Genomic DNA, 20,040 nt, shown 5'->3' with positions numbered 1-20,040 from the left:
GAGTATGGCCATTCCACAATTAACCGCTTATGCGCTGCCGACGGCCGCAGACCTGCCAGACAACAAAGTGAACTGGGCGTTTGAGCCAGAACGTGCCGCGCTGTTGATCCATGATATGCAGGAGTATTTCCTGAACTTCTGGGGCGAAAACAGCGCGATGATGGCCCTGGTGGTCGCGAATATCGCCAGACTTCGCGATTACTGCAAACAACACAATATTCCGGTTTACTACACCGCTCAGCCGAAAGCGCAGAGCGATGAAGACCGCGCCCTGCTGAACGATATGTGGGGACCGGGGCTGACCCGCTCACCAGAGCAGCAGCGCATTGTGTCTCAGCTGACGCCGGATGAAGCCGATACGGTACTGGTGAAGTGGCGCTACAGCGCGTTCCACCGCTCGCCGCTGGAGTTGATGCTGAAAGAGACGGGGCGCAACCAGCTGCTGATCACCGGGGTTTACGCCCACATTGGCTGCATGACGACCGCTACAGACGCCTTTATGCGGGATATCAAACCGTTCTTTATCGCCGATGCGCTGGCCGATTTTACCCGCGATGAGCACCTGATGTCCCTGAACTACGTCGCAGGGCGCGCCGGCCGGGTGGTTATGACGGACGACCTGCTGCCGTCCATTCCGGCCACGAAAGCGGCGCTGCGTGACATCATCCTGCCGCTGCTGGATGAATCAGATGAGCCGATGGATGACGAAAACCTGATCGACTACGGTCTGGACTCGGTGCGCATGATGGCGCTGGCCGCCCGCTGGCGCAAAGTGCACGGCGATATCGACTTTATGATGCTGGCGAAAAATCCCACCCTCGACGCCTGGTGGGCGCTGCTCTCCCGCGAGGTGAAGTGATGGCGGGGTTCGATTTTACCGGCAAAACCGTCTGGGTAACGGGCGCGGGTAAGGGCATCGGTTACGCGACGGCGCGGGCGTTTGTTGAAGCGGGCGCGCAGGTCACCGGATTCGACCTGGCCTTCCCGCAGGAAGCGTATCCCTTTGCCACCGAAACGCTGGACATCGCGGATGCCGCACAGGTTCGCGAGGTATGCGGGCGTGCGCTGGCAAGGCTTGAGCGTCTGGACGTGCTGGTGAACGCGGCGGGAATACTGCGTATGGGCGCGACCGACCAGATTGCGCAGGAGGACTGGCAGCAGACCTTCGCGGTTAATGTCGGCGGGGCATTTAACCTGTTCCAGCAGACGATGGGCCAGTTCCGTCGCCAGCAAAGCGGGGCGATTGTCACCGTGGCGTCTGACGCGGCCCACACGCCGCGTATCGGCATGAGCGCCTACGGTGCGTCGAAAGCGGCGCTAAAAAGCCTGGCGCTGACCGTCGGGCTTGAGCTGGCGGGCAGTGGCGTGCGCTGTAATCTGGTGTCGCCCGGGTCAACGGATACCGATATGCAGCGCACTCTGTGGAAAAGCAACGATGCTGAGCAGCAGCGTATTCGCGGCTTTGGCGAGCAGTTCAAGCTCGGTATTCCGCTGGGCAAAATCGCCCGTCCGCAGGAAATTGCCAGCACGGTGCTGTTCCTCGCCTCCGATGCTGCCAGCCATATCACGTTGCAGGATATCGTGGTGGACGGCGGCTCCACGCTGGGGGCGTAGATGATCTGGAAACGTCACTTATCGCGTGAAGAAATGAACGCCACCAGTCTGAACTCCATGGTGGCGCATCTGGGCATCGTCTATACCCGCATCGGTGACGATACGCTTGAGGCCGAAATGCCCGTGGATGCGCGTACCCATCAGCCGTTCGGTCTGCTGCACGGCGGGGCGTCGGCGGCGCTGGCGGAAACGCTGGGGTCGATGGCCGGGTTTCTGATGACCCGCGACGGACAAAGCGTGGTGGGAACGGAACTGAACGCAACGCACCATCGCGCGGTATCGCATGGGAAGGTGCGCGGAGTGTGTCAGCCGTTGCATCTTGGGCGAACCAGCCAGAGCTGGGAGATTGTGGTGTTCGACGAGCAGGGACGGCGGTGCTGTACCTGCCGGTTGAGTACCCAAATTTTGGGCTAGCGTTGCACGGTCAACATCCCTCTCCCCGCTGGGGAGAGGGATAAGGCTTACAGCATCGAAATCACCCGCTTCAACAAGCGTATTCTCGGCGCAATCGACGCTTTATCCAGCCACTCCGCCGGGCTGTGGAACCCGGCACCGATCGGCCCCAGCCCGTCCAGGGTCGGAATGCCCAGCGCGGCGGTGTGGTTGGCATCACTGCCACCACCGACCGCCTGCCAGGTAATGGCTATTCCTTCCGCCTGACCTGCCGCTTCAACCTGCTGCATCAGCGCCTGCGTGGCTTTACTCGCTGCCATCGCCGGTTTGTGGTTCACGCGCGTCAGCGAGGTCGTGACGCCCTCTAAAAAGCCTTTTTCACACAATGCCTCCAGCGCCTGGTTCACCCGGCTGTACTCATCGTTTTCCCAGAAACGCACGTCCAGCTCGGCAACGGCTTTATCGGCCACCACGTTTGCCGCGCTGCCGCCGTGGATCACGCCGACGTTGAGCGTGGTGCCACGTTCCTGGTCGGTCAGGGCATTAATGGCAATAATGCTGTTTGCCAGGGCGGTTATCGCCGAGCGGCCTTTCTCCGGTTCGTTACCCGCGTGTGCCGCCACGCCGCTGAACGTCAGGTGATAGCCCGCCATCCCTTTGCGAGCCTTCACCAGCGAACCGTCGGCGCGCGCGGCTTCGCATACCAGCACGCAGCGGGCGCGTTTTGCCAGTTCGCCAATCCATTCGTGTGAATAGACGGAGCCGGTCTCCTCGTCGGGATTCATGGCGATCGCAATGGCCAGACGATCGTGGTCGGCTGCGTCCAGCTCACGCATCGCCCACAAGATATTCAGCAGGCCGCTCTTCATATCCGATACGCCAGGGCCATAAAGACGGGTGGCGTCCTCGCTCAGCGGACGCTCGGCGACGGTGCCGGGGGCAAATACCGTATCAAGATGGCCGACCAGCAGAACGTCGAACTGTGCCGCCTGTGGCTTATTACTGACGAATACGCCCGGGCCGACCTTGTCGCCCAGATTGACCCGTTCGGTGTGCCAGCCTTCGCGCTGCCAGAGCGTTTCAATAATGCCAGCCACGGTTTCGACGCCTGCGACAGTGCGGGTGCCGCAGTCCACGTTCACCAGGGTTTTCAGCTCTTCAATATAATGGTCAAGGTTCATAGTAACGTCCTGTTCAGAGAATAATGCGCATCAGCAGCATGGCTAAGAAGGCGTTGATGACCGAAATGGCAATCATCAGCGGAATACGTTTGGCGCGGGTGCCGATCACACCCAGAATGCGGCCGAGATACTGCACCTGTGAGCCCATCAGATAGATAGCAGGAGCCAGAATCGCCAGGTGCTCGCCGGTAATAATCCCTTTATCAAACAGGCCGATCGCCACGCCGATCCCACCGCCCATCGACATCCAGCCGCCAATCAGCACGGCAGCCGCTTCACCCGGCAGGCCAAACAGGCCCATCAGCGGGGAGAAGATCATCCCCAGCCCTTTCAGTGCTCCGGTAATTTCCAGCGCCTTGATGATGATAAAAGCCATGACCACGTTGGGCAGGGTGCTGCCGGTGGCAATACTCCAGCCCTTGCGTGCGCCTTCGACAAACACATCGGTAATCACGGGATGAGATTGTGGGGCACTCATACGGTCTCTCCTTGTGTCGGTTGTTGTTCAGGGGCATCTTTGCCGATGACGGTCAGGATCAGGCGCAGCAGATTCGCGCCGACAATCTTCATGATGAACATCACGGCGATGCAGGCACCAATGGAGGTTGGCACCGCGGCCGTCCCGTCAACGGCGACCAGGGTAAAGAGGATGGCACCAGAGGAGAAAAAGTTGGTGATCATCGCCCCGGCGGAGAACTGGAACATGGCGAAAACGTCTTTCTCTTTTTCGCTAATCTGCCCTTCATCGGACAGGTTGCGGGTGAGGGATGCACCCACATCGGTGCTCTGCAGGCTGCCAATCAACGCCAGCCCGGTGGTGCCCGGAATACCCAGCAGCGGGCGCAGCAGCGGCGTTAACAGCTTACGGGCTGCACGCAGCGCACCATAGTGCTCCAGCACGTTGATCATCCCGAGCGCAAACATCACGGCCGGAATTAAACCGAGCGCAAAGAGAAACCCGTCCATTGCGCCACTGCCGCCGGTACCGCGAAAGGCGCTGGTGGCGGTAGTCAGGGTGCCGTCTTCAAGGCTGGCCTTGCTGACCACCTTGCCAAACGCACCGTTGAGGGTGGTGAAATCAAACACGCCGTACCACTCTTTTCCGCCCAGCAGGCCAGAGAAGAAAACGGCTGCGAATGCCAGCGCAACGTACGCGCCGGGCCCGACCTTGAGATCCTGAGGTACTGAACTGTTCATATCCTTTTCCTTGTATGCACGCGATTGCGCAGGGTCATTCTGGCGAGGTTTTGAGCAAAAAAAATGATACAAATCATTTCGTAAGGCGGTGTCGGGACGAAAAAGGCAAAAGTGTGACCCGTGGCGGCAGGGGTGTTTCAGCGGAAGGTGATCGGCTTAACAATGTGGTGTAAATGTCTGGTTTGACCACGCATTATTGCGTTTCAAAGTTGTTAAATTTTGAGCGTTGTTCTAGAAACAAAATGTAACATCTCACTGTTTCACAACAACGGACAACAACTATGAACAACTCAGGGAAATACCTTACGTGGGCAGGGCTCTCCGTTGTGGGAGCATTTGCCCTGGGCTATATCGCCCTCAACCGGGGGGAACAGATCAACGCGCTGTGGATCGTTGTCGCCTCGGTTTGTATTTATCTGATCGCGTACCGTTTTTATGGCCGCTATATCGCGAAGACGGTGTTAGGGGTCGACGGCACGCGCATGACGCCTGCGGTTCGTCATAACGACGGTCTGGACTATGTGCCTACCGACAAGAAAGTGCTGTTCGGTCACCATTTTGCGGCGATTGCCGGCGCGGGCCCGCTGGTGGGGCCAGTCCTGGCGGCGCAGATGGGTTACCTGCCGGGGATGATCTGGATCCTCGCGGGCGTCGTACTGGCCGGTGCGGTGCAGGACTTTATGGTGCTGTTCGTCTCCACCCGCCGCGACGGACGTTCACTCGGTGAGCTGGTGAAAGAGGAGATGGGAGCCACGGCCGGGGTGATCGCCCTGATCGCGACCTTTATGATCATGGTGATCATCCTCGCGGTGCTGGCGATGATCGTGGTGAAAGCGCTGACCCACAGTCCGTGGGGAACCTATACCGTGGCCTTTACCATTCCGCTGGCGCTGTTTATGGGGATCTACATTCGCTACCTGCGTCCGGGACGCATTGGTGAAGTGTCGGTCATCGGCCTGGTCTTTCTGGTGTTTGCCATTATCTCCGGCGGCTGGGTGGCTGAGAGCCCGACGTGGGCGCCGTTCTTCGATTTCACCGGCGTACAGCTGACGTGGATGCTGGTAGGGTACGGATTTGTGGCGGCGGTGCTGCCGGTGTGGCTGCTGCTGGCCCCGCGCGATTACCTCTCCACCTTCCTGAAAATTGGCACGATTGTGGGGCTGGCAATCGGCATTTTGATTATGCGCCCGACGCTGACCATGCCTGCGCTGACCAAATTTATTGATGGCACCGGCCCGGTCTGGACCGGCAACCTGTTCCCGTTCCTGTTTATCACCATCGCCTGTGGCGCGGTGTCTGGTTTCCACGCGCTGATTGCCTCCGGTACCACGCCGAAAATGCTCGCCAATGAGAATCAGGCCTGCCTGATTGGCTACGGCGGCATGCTGATGGAATCGTTCGTGGCGATAATGGCGCTGGTCTCGGCCTGTATTATCGACCCGGGCGTTTACTTCGCGATGAACAGCCCAATGGCGCTGCTGGCACCGGCCGGCACCGTTGACGTGGTGGCCTCTGCCGCGCAGGTGGTAAGCGGCTGGGGCTTTGCCATTACCCCTGACACGTTGACCCATATCGCCAGTGAAGTGGGCGAGCAGTCAATTATTTCCCGTGCGGGGGGCGCGCCAACGCTGGCGGTGGGCATGGCGTATATTCTGCACGGCGCGCTGGGCGGGCTGATGGACGTGTCGTTCTGGTATCACTTCGCCATTCTGTTTGAAGCGCTGTTTATTCTGACGGCGGTGGATGCAGGAACGCGTGCGGCACGCTTTATGCTGCAGGATCTGCTGGGGGTGATCTCACCGAACCTGAAACGTACCGATTCATTACCGGCGAACCTGCTGGCAACGGCGCTGTGCGTACTGGCGTGGGGATATTTCCTCCATCAGGGTGTCGTCGATCCGCTGGGGGGGATTAACACCCTGTGGCCGCTGTTTGGTATTGCCAACCAGATGCTGGCGGGCATGGCGCTGATGCTCTGTGCGGTAGTGCTGTTCAAAATGAAGCGTCAGCGTTATGCGTGGGTGGCGTTACTGCCGACCGCATGGCTGCTGATTTGTACCCTGACGGCAGGCTGGCAGAAAGCCTTCAGCCCGGACAACAAAGTGGGCTTCCTGGCTATCGCCAACAAGTTCCAGGCGATGATCGACAGCGGTAAGATCCCGGCGCAATATACGGAATCGCAGCTGTCGCAGCTGGTGTTTAACAACCGTCTGGACGCCGGGCTGACCATCTTCTTTATGGTGGTGGTTGTGGTGCTGGCGTTGTATTCTCTGAAGACTGCACTGGCGGCGCTGAAAGAAGACAAGCCGACGGCAAAAGAGACACCGTATGAGCCAATGCCTGAGAACCTGGAAGAGATTGTGACCCAGGCGAAAGGGGCGCATTAATCGCTCAACCTCACCCTCTCCCCGCCGGGGAGAGGGGATAAAAGACGAGATATCCACTATGTTCGACACCCTCTCCAAAGCAGGAAAATACCTGGGCCAGGCCGCCAAAATGATGATCGGCGTTCCGGATTACGACAACTATGTCGAGCATATGCGCGTCAACCACCCTGACCAGACGCCAATGACCTATGAAGCTTTCTTCCGCGACCGCCAGGACGCCCGCTACGGCGGCAAGGGCGGCGCGAAGTGCTGTTAACCCTCTTTCGGTAAACAAAGGCTGATCTGCTTTTGTTTACATTCAACATGCGATCAGGCGTTTAACCCGCCATCGACATCCAGTCCCGTGCCGGATATTTGTCCGGCGGCAGGACTGGCCAGGAAGGTGACCGCGGCGGCGATGTCTTCCGGCTGGCCGTAATGTCCCACCGCAATCATCTGGCGCTGAGATTCAGCCTGTTCTCCATCCTCCGGGTTCATATCGCTGTTTGTCGGGCCAGGATGCACAAGGTTCACGGTAATGCCGCGCGGGCCGAGATCGCGAGCCAGACCCCGGGTAAGAGAGTTGAGTGCAGATTTGGTCATCGAATAGACGGCAATACCGGGCATCGCCACACGGTTTGCCAGACAACTGCCGATGTTGATAATGCGCCCGCCGTCAGACATATGCACCAGCGCTTCCTGAATGGCGATCACCACGCCCCGGATATTGACGTTAATCAGGGCGTCAATATCCGCCAGCGTCATGGACTCCAGCGGACCGCCGCGTGCGATCCCGGCGTTGTTGACCAGAATATCCAGCCCGCCCAGGGAGCGCGCCGCATGGGTAACCGCATCCTGAATGGCCTGTGCGCTGGTGCTGTCGGCCTGAATCGCCTCGCTGTGGCGCCCAAGCGCCTTTATCTCTTCGGTGACCGCCTGGGCTTTGTCGGCGGATTTTTCATACGTAATAACCACATCGGCACCGGCGCGTGCCAGTGAAAGTGCGATGGCACGACCCAACCCACGGCTGGCGCCGGTAACCAGCGCCTTCTTACCTGTTAAATCGATCTGCATGATGACCTCGTTGCGAGAGTGATGAGAATCATCATTAGGTATAGTCGGTCGGAACAATTAACGGCTGAAGGATTCCACTTTCTCAAACGCGGCGCGCAGAACCTCAGGGGTGAGCGCGACCGGCAAATAGTGGATAGATTCCACCGGGCGCAGCGTATGAGCAATGACCTTGTCCAGCTCGTCGCGGTTGTTGATATCCACCTCCAGTTCGCGAAGCGTGGTGGGCAGGGTAAAGCGCTGATAGGCCGCCACCAGCTCGGCCAGCACGTCATCCTGGCCGAGCAGCGCACTTTGCACCAGGATGCCGTAGGCCACTTTGGTACCGTGCAGGTATTTTTCCGTTTGCGGCAAAACGGTTAAACCGTTGTGCACCGCATGCGCGGCCGCCACGCGGGTATAGCGCTCGCCCAGACCGCCCACCATTCCGCCCCCGGCAATAATGGCATCCACAACGTCCCTGAACGCCTGCGTCGCTTCGCCACGCTGCTGGTCGGCCAGCGCCTCTTCGCTACGGGAAAGCAGCACGTCGCGGATCGCCAGCGCGCCATTGATCCCCAGACGTACGGTCAGGGGCAGGTTTTCGGGTTGAGGGGCCAGGACCACCGCTTCATACCACTTCGCCAGCGTATCGCCGATGCCTGCCAGCAGGTACTCCGCTGGGGCATTGAGGATAATGTGCGGTTCCACCAGCACCAGGAAGTTAGCATCGTCGAACACCTCAAACTGCAGCGCCTGACCGGCATCGTTATACCAGACGGAGAGCGGCGTCCAGGCGGCGCAGGTGGCGGCGATGGTGGGAATAGCCACCACCGGCACGCCGAGACGGCGCGCCACCGCTTTGGCGGTATCAAGCAGTGCGCCACCGCCGACACCAATCACCACGCTGGCGTTATTGCCAGACGCCGTCACCAGATCGGTGACGTCACGTTCGCTGCAGTGCCCTTTAAAGAGCAGATGTTTCGCCCCCGGTGTGTGAAAGCTTTCCGGCAGGAAAGGGCGCGCGCCTTCAATGGCGCGTTCGCCATAAATCCACACCGCGCGGGAGAGCTGTTCCGGCGTAAAGAATTCATTCAGGTGCGCAAGGCTTCCCGGATGCGAGAAATAGTTCGCCGGGCCTGGCACGACGCGGATATCGGTGTTGCTCATGTGTTGTCCTTTTTTTTAGCAAGCGCTAACCCGATGTTATGTCTGGACATCCGGATGGCTAATAATATTTCGCTTTATCTTATGCCTTTTCCGTCGTTGTCAGTCAACCGGAGCTGTGAAAAATTCGATAAATCACAATATGAAAGAAGGATTTAACGCGGATGGTTTCCAGTCGCCTTGAGATGCGCGGTATCAGCCTGGCCTTTTCCGGCTTTCAGGCATTGTCGCGCGTGGATTTGACGTTAATGGGCGGCTCCGTGCATGCGCTGACCGGCGCAAACGGCGCGGGGAAATCGACGCTGATGGCGGTGCTGTGCGGCACTTACGATCGCTACGAAGGTGAGATCTGCATTAATAACCAGCCGGTGACGATCCGCGAGCCGCTTGATGCCAAACGGCTGGGTATCCACCTGGTGCAGCAGGAAGTGGACGTCGCGCTGATACCAGGGCTGAGCATTGCCGAAAACATCATGCTCGATCAGCTCGCACAGCCGGGGCATCGCTATCGCTGGCGTGCAATCCGCCAGCAGGCGAAACAGGCGCTGGCGCAGCTGGGTATCGCTCTGGATGTGCGACGCATCGTCGACACCTGCACGCTGGCAGAAAAGCAGCAGGTTTTGCTGGCGCGGGCGCTCTCACACCACTGCCGTTTTCTGATTCTGGATGAACCGACCGCGCCGCTGGATAGCCATGAAAGCGAACGGCTTTTCGCCGTAGTGAGACGTCTGCAAAAGCAGGGGATTGGCGTGGTGTTTATCTCTCACCGTATTCACGAACTGAACGCTATTTGCGACACCTTAACCGTGCTGCGCGACGGCAAGCTGATTGAATCCGGCCCGATGGCGAACCTCAGCGGTGACGCAATCGTTGAGAAGATGCTTGGTCATGAGCTTAACGATATCTATCCGCCGGCCCGTCCTGCGCACAGCGACGAGACGTTACTGCGCGTGGAAGGGCTGCACGATGACGCGCTGTTGAAAGATATCTCCCTGCACCTGCGAAAAGGCGAAATCCTGGGCATTGCCGGGCTGGCGGGAGCGGGCAAAACGGAACTCTGCAAGGCGCTGTTTGGGGCCAGCAAAAGCCGTGTAGCGCGTGGTGAGCTAAATCATCAGCCCTGGCAGCCGCGCGATCCGGCGGACTCGGTATTGCGCGGTCTGGCGCTGGTACCGGAGGAGCGGCGCAAAGAGGGCATTTTTATTGATGAACCGGTGAGCATGAACCTGGCGGTCACCGCGGATAACAGCTTCTCGCGCTGGAGCCTGTTCGGCCACCGTCAGGCGTGGCGCTGGGCGGAAGAGGTGATTGCCCGCGTCGGCGTGCGTGCGCGTGGGCCGGGGCAGGTGCTGCGTCGTCTGTCGGGGGGCAACCAGCAGAAGATTGCCATCGGCAAGTGGCTGCGCAACGACGCCAGCGTGTTGATTTTCGATGAGCCGACCAAAGGCGTCGATGTCAAAGCGAAAACCGATCTGTTCCAGTTAATTGACGGCCTGGCGCGCGAGGGCAAAGGGGTGATTTACGCCTCCGGTGAATTCGCTGAACTGGTGGGGCTGTGCGATCGCATTTGCGTGCTGTGGGACGGACGTATCGTGGCGGAAATCGCCGGGGCCGAGGCCCACGAAGAGACACTACTTTATTATTCAACCGGAGGAACGGCGTCGTGAGCAAGGCCCTTTCAGTAACGGCGGCGGCGTCTGGCCGTCAGCAAATTTTTGATTTTCTCTACAAGTGGGGCATGTTGCTGACCGTGGTGGCGCTGGTGGCCATCTTTGGCCTGGCGTCGGACAACTTCCTCGATCCGAACAACATTATCAATATCCTGCGCTCCATTGCCATCGTGACGGTGATTGCTATCGGGGTGTCAATTTCGCTGACCATCGGCGGGTTTGACCTGTCGGTTGGTTCAACGGCATCGCTGGCTAACGCGCTGGTGGTGTCACTGTTCGTCTGGTACGGCTTCGGCACCACCGAATCGATACTGATTACCCTGGCGCTCTGTACCCTGGTTGGCCTGTTTAACGCGTTTCTGATTGTCATCCTGCGGATCCCGGACATGCTTGCCACGCTTGCCAGCCTGTTTGTTATCCAGGGCGTGGCGATGACCTATAGCTACGGCGGGTCAATTACCGAAAACATGGTACTGCCGAGCGGCGACATGGCTGAAGGGACCATTCCGGCGGCGTTCAGCCTGCTGGGACAGGTGCCGACTATCGTGATCATCATGCTGGTGGTGACGATCCTCGCACAGCTGGGGCTGTCACTGACCACCCATGGACGACGCATGTATGCCATCGGCGGTAATCCGGAGGCGGCACGTCTCTCCGGTATTCGCACCACGCGCTACAAGGTGGCGGCCTACGTGATTGCCTCTCTGCTCGCCGGACTAGGCGGCATTTTACTGGCCTCGCGGATTGGCTCGTCACAGGTGAATGCGGGCGGCGGCTATCTGATGGATGCGGTTGCGGCGGCGTGGATTGGCTTCTCGCTCGCCGGGTCCGGAAAACCGAACGCGCTGGGTACGCTCGTCGGGGCAGTCATTCTTGGCGTGCTGTCGAACGGTCTGGTGATGCTTTCCGTACCCTATTATGCGATGGACATTATAAAAGGGCTGGTGCTCGCCGTGGCGCTGGCGATTACCTACATACAAAAACGCTAACGATTGATCACAACACAACGGGAAAACAGAATGAAAAAAATCACCCTCTCTCTGGTGGCATTAGGGTTACTGACGTCGCTGCCAGGCCTTGCGGCAACCCCCGCACCGCTTCCGCCCGCCATTGCAAATCATGACGGCCCCATCCGCATTGCGGTGATCCGTAACCTCGGCTCTGACGACAACACCACGCAGTTTGTCGCCGGTGCCATTCAGGAAGGCAAAAAGCTCGGCTTTAAGGTCAGCACCTTTTTGAGCAATGGCGACGATGCCAAATTCCAGGACTTCGTTAATCAGGCGATCAGCCAGAAATATGACGGGATTATCCTCTCTCAGGGGCGCGACCCCTATGCGACCGCGCTGGTGAAAAAAGCCGTCGATGCCGGCATTAAAGTGTCGGTGTTTGATACCGCCGTTCAGGGCGACATTCCCGGGGTGACCGTGACCCAGCAGGATGATGCTTCCCTGACCCATCTCTCCTTCGGCCAGCTGGCGAAAGATTTCAACGGTAAAGCCAACATCGTGAAGCTGTGGGTTGCCGGTTTCCCGCCGATGGAACGTCGTCAGGCAGCCTATAAAGCGCTGCAGAAGCAGTATCCGGACATTAAAGAACTGGAGTCTATCGGTGCCGTTTCGTCTGACGTGCAGGGAGATACCGCGAATAAAGTGGGCGCTATTCTGGCGAAATACCCGAAAGGCAAAATTGACGCCATCTGGGGAACCTGGGATGCCTTCAGCCAGGGGGCCTACAAAGCCCTGAAAGAGAACGGCCGCACCGAAATCAAACTCTACAGCATCGATATCTCAAACCAGGATCTTCAGCTGATGCGCGAGCCAGGCAGCCCGTGGAAAGTGAGCGTGGCGGTGGATCCGAAGCTGATTGGTGCAACCAACGTACGTCTGATTGCCAACAAGATTGCCGGTGAAACCACACCCGCCACGTATGATTTCAAAGCGGCGGCGATCCCGCAGGCGCTGCTGACCGCCCAGCCAGGCGCGGTGAACGTGGCGTCGCTGGGGAAAATCATTCCAGGCTGGGGTCAGACCGAAGATTTTATCGCCCCGTGGTTTGCGACGCTTGAAGCGAAACATCAATGAGTGTGCTTCCCACGCCTGAATACAGCCGCAATATGCGGCTGATTGGCCATAGCGACCAGGGCGGTCGCCCGGACGGCGTGCAGCTGATGGTGCATCGCGGTTTCGCGTACATCGGGCATATGGTCTCACAGGGCTTTTCCATTGTGGACGTGCGTGACCCGAAACATCCCAAACCGGCAGGCTATATGCCCGCGCCGCCCGGCACCTGGAATGTTCATCTTCAGGCGCACGACGATCTCCTGCTGGTCATTAATGCGCGAGACTTGTTCGCAGATGCCCGTTTCGCTGACGAAAAGGTCTACTACACCCGTCAGGTAGGAGAAACCGTACGCGACGTGCAGGACAAAGGCTGGAGCGCCGGGTTGCGGGTGTTTGATATCTCCACCCCTGACCAACCGCGTGAGATCGGCTTTTTATCCCTGAGCGGCATCGGCATTCACCGTATCTGGTACGTCGGCGGGCGCTGGGCGTATGTTTCGGCGCTGATCGACGGCTTTACCGACTATATTTTCCTGACGATCGATCTGGCCGACCCGCAAAAGCCTGAGGTGGCCGGGCGCTGGTGGCTGCCGGGGATGAACCAGGCCGACGGTGAGCAACCCAATTGGCCGGAAGGTAAACGCTACGCGCTGCACCACGCGATTATTGCCGGGGATACCGCTTACGGGAGCTGGCGCGACGGGGGACTGACGCTGCTGGACGTGAAGGATCGCACGCAGCCGAAGCTGATTAGCCATCGCAACTGGAGCCCGCCGTTTGGAGGTGGCACGCACACCGCGCTGCCATTGCCGGATCGTGACCTGCTGGTGGTGCTGGATGAAGCGGTGCTGGATAACCAGGAGGACGGTGAGAAGTTCATCTGGCTGTTTGATATTCGCGAGCCGTCGAACCCGGTAAGTATTTCCACATTCCCGCAGCCGCAGGAGCGGGATTATGTGGCCAAAGGGGCGCATTTTGGTCCACACAACCTGCACGAGAACCGGCCGGGAAGCTTTGTCAGCTCTACGCTGATTTTTGCGACCTGGCAGAATGCGGGCGTGCGCGCGTTTGATATTTCCAATCCTTACCGTCCGGTTGAAACCGGTGCGCTGGTGCCGGCGGCGCCTGAGAGGATGATGGATACGCGGCCGAATCGACCGCAGGTGATCCAGTCATGCGATGTGTTTGTCGATGCGCAGGGCATTATCTACAGCACGGATTATAACGGCGGATTGTCGGTGATTGAGTATCTGGGGTAACGGCGCGCTGGTGTCTTTCTGACGGCCCTCTTCATCGGGAGAGGGCCGAGGCGTTTAACTGTACTGACGCACCCGCGCCACCAGATCTTCGGCGGTGTCGATACGGTCGGCAATCACAATCAGCGCCTTGCCAAGCGTAATCGCGTGGCGCAGGCATTCGTGGCGCATTGCTTCATCCTGAATGGTCTCGATATCCGCCACGTGCGACAGACCGACACTGCGGCGAATCAGCTCCGTGCCGCAGAATCCGATCGCGTCTTTCCATACCTTTTTCAGGAATTCAGAGGCGTAGCCCGGGGCAGCAAGTGCCGCATCGCGCGTTTTCTCACTGGCCAGGATCTGGAAGCGCTCCGCGAAGGTGTTCCACAGCGACTGAATGTCGGTCAGACGCTGTTCACGGGCCGCGGCGGCATCGCGAATACCGAGATGCCCCGGCAGGCCGCAGAAATTGAGCAGCAGGTTGCCGATGGCGGTGCCGACGTCAAAACCGATGGGGCCGAAGTAGCCGAACTCTGCGTCGATGGCTTTCAGACTGCCGTCTGCCACGAAAATCGAGCCGCTGTGAATATCGCCATGCAGCAGGGCTTCAGCGTGTGAGAAGAAGCGGTGCTTCAGCGAGGCCACGGCAATTTTTAACTGAGCGTCATCGCGCAGGGCGGCAACGTCTTTTTCCAGTTCAGCAGGGTAGTTGTTACGTTCGTGGACCTGGTACGGATCGTTGAAGAACAGATCTTCGGTGATCTCGCACATCTCCGGATTAATGAATTTCGCGACCTGCGCTTTCTTTTCATGCGGGTGCAGGTAAAAGTCGCTGGTATGGAACAGCGTGTGCGCGAGGTACTCACCCAACTGACGCGCCGCCTGCGGGTAGTAGGTATTTTTGATCAGCTCCCCGCGCCAGATGGCATGGCTGGAGAGATCTTCCATCACCATCACCGCCAGTTCGGGGTCGAAGTGGTGGATTTTCACCGTGTGCTGCGGGCTGTGCTGGTAGTGTTCGATCAGCGTTTGCGCCTCCAGGCGGGCGCGATCCAGGGTCAGTGGCCAGGATTCGCCGACGCAGCGCACATACGGCAGCGCCTGCTTAACAACGATGCGGCTTACGCCCTCGGTATCGTAAATTTTGAACACCAGATTGAGGTTACCGTCGCCCACTTCCTGCGCCTCCACCAGCGATGAGGGATCATCAAGGCCGCCGAACTGCTTTGCATACTCCACGGCATCCTGGGCGGTAAAGGTACGGTATTGCGACATTGCCTGTTCCTCACTGGTTTAGCTAATAAAGGCATTTAGACGTCTATACATCTGGATTTCATCCTGACACAATGTGCTACAACAACGCAACAGGGAATTAACGACATGCAGACATTACAGACGACCAGCCTGCGAGTGGCGGAGAATCAGTTATTTATTCTCGATCAGCAGGCGCTTCCTCAGGAGAAACGCTGGCTTGACGCCTCGACGGTAGAGGCGCTGGTCGGCCATATTCACGCCCTGCGCGTACGCGGGGCACCGCTGATTGGTCTCTCTGCAAGCCTGCTGCTGGCCCTTCTGGCGGAAAACGGCAAAAGCCGTGATGAACTGGCTGTGGCCCTGGAGACCCTGCGGGCATCCCGCCCGACGGCGGTGAACCTGATGAACAACCTCGACCGCATGAAGCTGGCTCTCTGGCAGGAGGATTTTGTGCCTGCGCTGGTGGCGGAAGCGCTGCGTCTGATTGATGAAGACAAGCAGCTGTGCGAGGCCATCGCGAACGCCGGCAGTACGCTGGTGAAACCCGGCAGCCGTCTGTTGACCCACTGCAATACCGGCGGGCTGGCGACGGCAGGGGTTGGCACCGCGCTCGGCGTGATTGCCCGCGCGCATCAGGAAGGACGCGTCAACACTGTCTGGGTGGATGAAACCCGCCCCCTGTTGCAGGGTGGAAGACTGACCGCATGGGAGCTCGGCGAGCTGGGCGTGCCGTATCAGCTGATCGCCGATTCCATGGCCGCCAGCCTGATGGCAAAAGGGCTGGTTGACGCGGTGTGGGTGGGCGCAGACCGTATTGCGGCCAACGGCGACGTGGCGAATAAAATTGGCACCTATTCTCTGGCGGTTCTGGCAACGTTTCACGGTATTCCGTTCTATGTCGCCGCCCCGCACACCACGCTTGACCCGGCGTGCCCGAACGGTGAGGCAATCCCCATTGAACAACGTGCGGCCAGCGAAGTGACGGGCGTGGCCGGGAGCTTTGGCGCGGTGCAGTGGGCTCCTGAAAACGCGCAGGTCTACAACCCGGCCTTTGACGTCACGCCAGCGGCATTGATAAGCGGTTGGGTGCTGGATACGGGCATCGTCACGCCGGAAGAGGTGGCAAAAGGGAAATTCGCCTGAGGACGACTATCCTTTAAGGGGTTCCCTTTAGGAGGACAGTCACGTGACGCTTGATCCTGATACAGACTTAAAACTGGAACGCGTGGTGGATGCCCCGCGCGATCTGCTGTGGCTCTGCTGGACGACACCCGAGCACATCAAAAACTTCTTCATTCCGGTTCCGCACAAAGTGACCGAGTGTGACCTTGACCTGCGCGTTGGCGGGCGGTTTAACACGGTGTTTGAGGTAGACGGGCAACGGATGGATAACCGGGGTGTGTTTCTCGAAATCGATCCCGGCAGGAAGCTGGTCTTTACCGACGGTTACACGGAAGGCTGGAAGCCCGCCGAAAAGCCGTTTATGACCGCCATTCTACTGCTGGATGATGTGGGGGAGGGCAAAACGCGTTATACCGCCATTGCTCGCCACCCAACGGCGGAAATCCGCGAGCAGCATGAACAGATGGGCTTCCACGAAGGGTGGGGCATTGTGCTGGACCAGCTGGTGGCGTATACGAAGGGATTGAAATACTGACGTTTTTTCGCCCCCTCTCCCTGAAGGGAGAGGGGAAAAATCATGCCAGACGCGGATACGCATCCGCAATCGCATCGCCGGTGAACTGCGCAATCCACCCCTCGGGGTTATCAAAAATACGAATGGCGGTAAAGTTCGGCTCTGAGCCCATATCAAACCAGTGCGGCGTTCCGGCAGGCACGGAAATCAGGTCGTTTTTCTCACACAATACCTGACACACCTCGTCGCCAATGTGCAGGCAAAAAAGCCCCGCACCCTCAACAAAGAAACGCACTTCATCTTCCCCGTGAGTATGCTCGTTCAGGAACTTTGCGCGCAGCGCCTCTTTTTGAGGGTTGTCGGCACGCAGGCTGATGACATCCCAGCTCTGATAACCTTTCTCTGCCACTAACGTGTCGATCGCATGCTGATAAGCCGCGATAACCGCATCGGGGGCAGGATCGCGGCCTAAGTCGCGGTCTGCGGCCCAGCGTTCAAAACGAACCCCTCTGGCGTTGAGCTGTTGGGCGATGTCGGCAGCGTCGGTGCTGTGCCAGCGAGGTTGACTGGGGTCTTTATCGGAATAAATGGTCAATGCGCTCATGAAGGGATCTGCTCCGGGTTAATCTCGTCGAACTGGTGTACCTGATGGTGATGGCTTGCACCGTCATCATCGCCGCGAATCAGCTGCAGGGTGCGAAAACCTGCCTGCTCAGCGGCGTCCAGCTCCTGATGTATATCCGACAGGAACAGGATCTGCGACGGGGGGATACCCGTTTGTGCCGCAATGTTCTGGTAAGACTGGACGTCGCGCTTGGCACCGATGTGGGTATCAAAATAGCCGCTGAACAGATGAGTCATATCACCTTCGTCGCTGTAGCCAAATAACAGTTTCTGCGCCGCGACGGAGCCTGAGGAATAAACATAGAGATCAATACCCTGCGCTTTCCATTTTTCCAGCGCAGGCAGGACGTCCGGGTAGAGGTGGCCGGTAAAATCGCCGTTAACGTAGCCGTCGTGCCAGATGATCCCCTGCAGCGCCTTTAACGCGGTTGACTTGCGGTCTTCATCCATAAACGTAAAGAGTGTGTCGATAAGGTCGCTTACGCTGGCGTGCGGGTGGTTAATTTCATCACGCAGGTTGTCCAGAATCGATTTGACCGGCTCGGCGTACTGCTGCGCGGTCACAAAGGCCGCCAGACGCTCACGCGCGTAGGGGAACAAAACATCATGGACAAAACGGATATCGCTGGTGGTCCCTTCAATATCCGTCACAATCGCGCGAATCATACTCTCTCCCAGTGTCGTAAACGCATTTCGCATTCAAATAAGAATTCCAGTCCTTCCAGATGACGGCGGGCCTCGGCCACATCGCGTCCCCAGCAGGTTAAGCCATGACCGCGCAGAAGAAAACCATAATTAAACGGGTGCGCCTGAGCGTATTCGGCAATGCGCACGGCGAGTGCGTCGATATCCTGGTCGTTATCAAACACCGGGATGGCGACCGTATCCAGATGCGTGCTCTGCCCGGAGAGGGATTTTTGCATCTCAAAGCCGGTGATCTTCAGCTCAGGCTCTTTGACCAGCCGCGACAAGACCGTGGCATTGACGGTATGGACGTGCAGAACCGCGTTGGCTTCGGGAAACAGACGATAGATGAGCGTGTGAAGCCCGGTTTCAGCCGACGGCGTGCGGCCAGAGGGTGCACGGTTGGTCGCAATCTCCACCTGCAGAAAATCGTCGGTGGTCAGGCTGCCTTTATCTTTGCCGGATTCGCTGAGCCAACACAGATGCGCATCCTGACGCACGGACATGTTGCCGCCGGTCGCGGGAGCCCAGCCTTTGGCGCCGATCCAGCGGCAGGCGTCGACCAGGTGTGTGAGTTGCAGGTTGTCGGTCATCTTCCTTTTTCCCTCTCGGTCAGGAATATTCATATTGTTTAGACGTCTAAGCGTCTTGATTGCCAAAGACTAACATCGTGTTATAGTGTCAGCAACATAAGTATTACATGCAGGCACAACACAATGAGCAATAACGCATTGATTCCTCAGAGTAAACTTCCCAGTCTTGGCACCACCATCTTTACGCAAATGAGCGCACTGGCCCAGCAGCACAACGCCATTAATCTCTCGCAAGGGTTCCCTGATTTTGATGGCCCGCGTTATTTGCAGGAACGTCTGGCGTACCACGTTGCGCAGGGGGCGAACCAGTATGCACCGATGACGGGCGTGCAGGCACTGCGGGACGCCATAGCAGACAAAACGGCTGAGCTGTATGGCTATAAGCCAGACGCTACCAGCGACATCACGGTGACAGCAGGGGCGACCGAAGCGTTGTATGCCGCAATTACCGCGCTGGTGCGCACGGGTGATGAGGTGATCTGCTTTGACCCGAGTTATGACAGCTACGCGCCGGCGGTTGAACTCTCCGGCGGCGTGGTGAAACGTATCGCGCTACAGCCACCGCATTTCCGTCCGGACTGGCAGGCGTTTGCTGCCTTGCTGAGCGACAAAACCCGTCTGGTTATTATCAATACCCCACACAACCCGTCGGCGACCGCATGGCAGAAAGCCGATTTCGCTAAGCTGTGGCAGGCGATTGCCGGGCGTGAAATTTACGTGCTGAGCGATGAAGTGTATGAGCACATCTGTTTTGCGCAGGAAGGGCATGCCAGCGTGCTGGCCCATCCGCAGCTTCGCGAGCGTGCCGTGGCGGTATCGTCATTTGGTAAAACCTATCATATGACCGGCTGGAAGGTGGGGTACTGCGTGGCTCCCGCGGCCATCAGCGCTGAGCTGCGTAAAGTGCACCAGTACCTGACGTTTGCCGTAAACACGCCGGCCCAGCTGGCCCTGGCTGATATGCTGCGCGCCGAACCGGAGCACTACCGCGACCTGCCGGCATTCTACCGTCAGCGTCGGGATCTGTTTGTGAATGCGCTAAGCCAGAGCCGTCTGGAGATTTTACCCTGCGAAGGGACCTACTTCCTGCTGGCGGACTACAGCGCGATTTCAGATCGGGATGACGTGAGTTTTTGCCAGTGGCTGACAAAAGAGGTGGGCGTTGCTGCCATTCCGCTGTCCGTATTTTGCGCCGACCCGTTCCCGCATAAGCTGATCCGGCTCTGTTTTGCGAAACAGGAATCGACGCTTCTCGCGGCGGCGGAGCGGCTGAATACACTCTGAGCGTCTCATCCCTCTCACGTTAGAAT

General features: G+C 58.5%; 21 protein-coding genes. 12 read left to right on the top strand and 9 right to left on the bottom strand.

Annotated features, from left to right (window positions below; translation table 11 throughout):
* Positions 1 to 4 precede the first annotated feature (4 nt).
* From AAIR21_RS20345 to entH, 3 genes are read left to right on the top strand one after another with little or no spacing between them, the layout of a single operon-like run.
* Positions 5 to 859: an isochorismatase gene (locus AAIR21_RS20345; protein WP_183516537.1), complete on the top strand. Its 855-nt coding sequence runs from the start codon at positions 5 to 7 to the stop codon at positions 857 to 859.
* Positions 859 to 1,614, top strand: coding sequence for a 2,3-dihydro-2,3-dihydroxybenzoate dehydrogenase EntA (gene entA / locus AAIR21_RS20340; RefSeq protein ID WP_032677665.1), 756 nt, complete (start codon positions 859 to 861; stop codon positions 1,612 to 1,614). Before AAIR21_RS20345 ends, entA begins: the two co-directional genes overlap by 1 nt.
* Positions 1,615 to 2,028, top strand: a complete 414-nt coding sequence (entH, locus tag AAIR21_RS20335) for a proofreading thioesterase EntH (RefSeq protein WP_014169074.1) — start codon at positions 1,615 to 1,617, stop codon at positions 2,026 to 2,028.
* Between the two features lie 47 nt (positions 2,029 to 2,075).
* On the opposite strand, the gene AAIR21_RS20330 is transcribed toward entH, so the two are convergent.
* Genes AAIR21_RS20330 through AAIR21_RS20320 form a run of 3 tightly spaced genes read right to left on the bottom strand, consistent with a single transcriptional unit; the run spans position 2,076 to position 4,385 of the window.
* Positions 2,076 to 3,188, bottom strand: coding sequence for a M20 family metallopeptidase (locus tag AAIR21_RS20330; RefSeq protein ID WP_079231288.1), 1,113 nt, complete (start codon positions 3,186 to 3,188; stop codon positions 2,076 to 2,078).
* A gap of 13 nt (positions 3,189 to 3,201) precedes the next feature.
* The gene (locus AAIR21_RS20325; protein WP_014169076.1) at positions 3,202 to 3,666 is read right to left on the bottom strand and encodes a YjiG family protein; all 465 of its coding nucleotides are present in this window, start codon (positions 3,664 to 3,666) and stop codon (positions 3,202 to 3,204) included.
* Positions 3,663 to 4,385, bottom strand: a complete 723-nt coding sequence (locus tag AAIR21_RS20320) for a nucleoside recognition domain-containing protein (RefSeq protein ID WP_020885022.1) — start codon at positions 4,383 to 4,385, stop codon at positions 3,663 to 3,665. The genes AAIR21_RS20325 and AAIR21_RS20320 overlap by 4 nt, the downstream gene beginning before the upstream one ends.
* Before the next feature lie 281 nt (positions 4,386 to 4,666).
* On the opposite strand from AAIR21_RS20320, the gene cstA reads away from it, so the two are divergent.
* The gene (gene cstA / locus AAIR21_RS20315; RefSeq protein WP_014169078.1) at positions 4,667 to 6,772 is read left to right on the top strand and encodes a pyruvate/proton symporter CstA; all 2,106 of its coding nucleotides are present in this window, start codon (positions 4,667 to 4,669) and stop codon (positions 6,770 to 6,772) included.
* Between the two features lie 58 nt (positions 6,773 to 6,830).
* Positions 6,831 to 7,028: a YbdD/YjiX family protein gene (locus AAIR21_RS20310; protein WP_014169079.1), complete on the top strand. Its 198-nt coding sequence runs from the start codon at positions 6,831 to 6,833 to the stop codon at positions 7,026 to 7,028.
* A gap of 53 nt (positions 7,029 to 7,081) precedes the next feature.
* Here the strand turns inward: AAIR21_RS20310 and AAIR21_RS20305 are convergent, their stop codons facing one another.
* Together AAIR21_RS20305 and AAIR21_RS20300 are read right to left on the bottom strand one after the other, a co-directional pair.
* Positions 7,082 to 7,825, bottom strand: a complete 744-nt coding sequence (locus AAIR21_RS20305) for an SDR family NAD(P)-dependent oxidoreductase (protein ID WP_183516536.1) — start codon at positions 7,823 to 7,825, stop codon at positions 7,082 to 7,084.
* Between the two features lie 57 nt (positions 7,826 to 7,882).
* Positions 7,883 to 8,971 carry an oxidoreductase gene (locus tag AAIR21_RS20300; protein WP_183516535.1) on the bottom strand — a complete coding sequence of 363 codons (1,089 nt, stop codon included), beginning with the start codon at positions 8,969 to 8,971 and terminating at the stop codon, positions 7,883 to 7,885.
* A 161-nt stretch (positions 8,972 to 9,132) separates the two neighbouring features.
* Between AAIR21_RS20300 and AAIR21_RS20295 the strand changes: the two genes are divergently transcribed.
* From AAIR21_RS20295 to AAIR21_RS20280, 4 genes are read left to right on the top strand one after another with little or no spacing between them, the layout of a single operon-like run.
* On the top strand, positions 9,133 to 10,635 hold the full coding sequence (locus AAIR21_RS20295; RefSeq protein WP_183516534.1) for a sugar ABC transporter ATP-binding protein: 1,503 nt from the start codon (positions 9,133 to 9,135) through the stop codon (positions 10,633 to 10,635).
* Positions 10,632 to 11,627 carry an ABC transporter permease gene (locus tag AAIR21_RS20290; protein ID WP_025204689.1) on the top strand — a complete coding sequence of 332 codons (996 nt, stop codon included), beginning with the start codon at positions 10,632 to 10,634 and terminating at the stop codon, positions 11,625 to 11,627. The genes AAIR21_RS20295 and AAIR21_RS20290 overlap by 4 nt, the downstream gene beginning before the upstream one ends.
* 30 nt (positions 11,628 to 11,657) lie before the next feature.
* The gene (locus tag AAIR21_RS20285) at positions 11,658 to 12,722 is read left to right on the top strand and encodes a sugar ABC transporter substrate-binding protein (RefSeq protein ID WP_020885017.1); all 1,065 of its coding nucleotides are present in this window, start codon (positions 11,658 to 11,660) and stop codon (positions 12,720 to 12,722) included.
* The gene (locus AAIR21_RS20280; RefSeq protein ID WP_040016913.1) at positions 12,719 to 13,960 is read left to right on the top strand and encodes an LVIVD repeat-containing protein; all 1,242 of its coding nucleotides are present in this window, start codon (positions 12,719 to 12,721) and stop codon (positions 13,958 to 13,960) included. Before AAIR21_RS20285 ends, AAIR21_RS20280 begins: the two co-directional genes overlap by 4 nt.
* Before the next feature lie 54 nt (positions 13,961 to 14,014).
* Here AAIR21_RS20280 and mtnK read toward each other — a convergent pair whose 3' ends face one another.
* Complete coding sequence (mtnK, locus tag AAIR21_RS20275; protein WP_183516533.1) at positions 14,015 to 15,214, bottom strand: S-methyl-5-thioribose kinase; 1,200 nt, start codon at positions 15,212 to 15,214, stop codon at positions 14,015 to 14,017.
* A 105-nt stretch (positions 15,215 to 15,319) separates the two neighbouring features.
* Here mtnK and mtnA point away from each other — a divergent pair, with 105 nt between their 5' ends.
* A complete protein-coding gene (gene mtnA, locus AAIR21_RS20270) occupies positions 15,320 to 16,336 on the top strand; it encodes an S-methyl-5-thioribose-1-phosphate isomerase (RefSeq protein ID WP_040016915.1) in 1,017 nt (338 codons plus the stop codon).
* Positions 16,337 to 16,379: 43 nt separating this feature from the next.
* Positions 16,380 to 16,850 carry an SRPBCC family protein gene (locus AAIR21_RS20265; protein ID WP_047955223.1) on the top strand — a complete coding sequence of 157 codons (471 nt, stop codon included), beginning with the start codon at positions 16,380 to 16,382 and terminating at the stop codon, positions 16,848 to 16,850.
* Positions 16,851 to 16,890: 40 nt separating this feature from the next.
* Here the strand turns inward: AAIR21_RS20265 and AAIR21_RS20260 are convergent, their stop codons facing one another.
* Genes AAIR21_RS20260 through AAIR21_RS20250 form a run of 3 tightly spaced genes read right to left on the bottom strand, consistent with a single transcriptional unit; the run spans position 16,891 to position 18,730 of the window.
* Entirely contained in the window at positions 16,891 to 17,433 is a 543-nt protein-coding gene (locus AAIR21_RS20260; protein WP_014169089.1) for a 1,2-dihydroxy-3-keto-5-methylthiopentene dioxygenase, read from the bottom strand.
* The gene (gene mtnC / locus AAIR21_RS20255) at positions 17,430 to 18,119 is read right to left on the bottom strand and encodes an acireductone synthase (protein ID WP_434682099.1); all 690 of its coding nucleotides are present in this window, start codon (positions 18,117 to 18,119) and stop codon (positions 17,430 to 17,432) included. Before mtnC ends, AAIR21_RS20260 begins: the two co-directional genes overlap by 4 nt.
* Entirely contained in the window at positions 18,116 to 18,730 is a 615-nt protein-coding gene (locus AAIR21_RS20250; protein ID WP_020885012.1) for a methylthioribulose 1-phosphate dehydratase, read from the bottom strand. Before AAIR21_RS20250 ends, mtnC begins: the two co-directional genes overlap by 4 nt.
* Positions 18,731 to 18,853: 123 nt before the next feature.
* Between AAIR21_RS20250 and AAIR21_RS20245 the strand changes: the two genes are divergently transcribed.
* Entirely contained in the window at positions 18,854 to 20,014 is a 1,161-nt protein-coding gene (locus AAIR21_RS20245; protein WP_025204683.1) for a pyridoxal phosphate-dependent aminotransferase, read from the top strand.
* Positions 20,015 to 20,040 lie beyond the last annotated feature (26 nt).

It is taken from the genome of Enterobacter sp. PTB (genome assembly GCF_051130085.1).
Lineage (GTDB): Bacteria > Pseudomonadota > Gammaproteobacteria > Enterobacterales > Enterobacteriaceae > Enterobacter > Enterobacter ludwigii.
The sequence above is the reverse complement of the archived record's forward strand: the minus strand, read 5'-3'. Positions and strand labels throughout refer to the sequence as shown.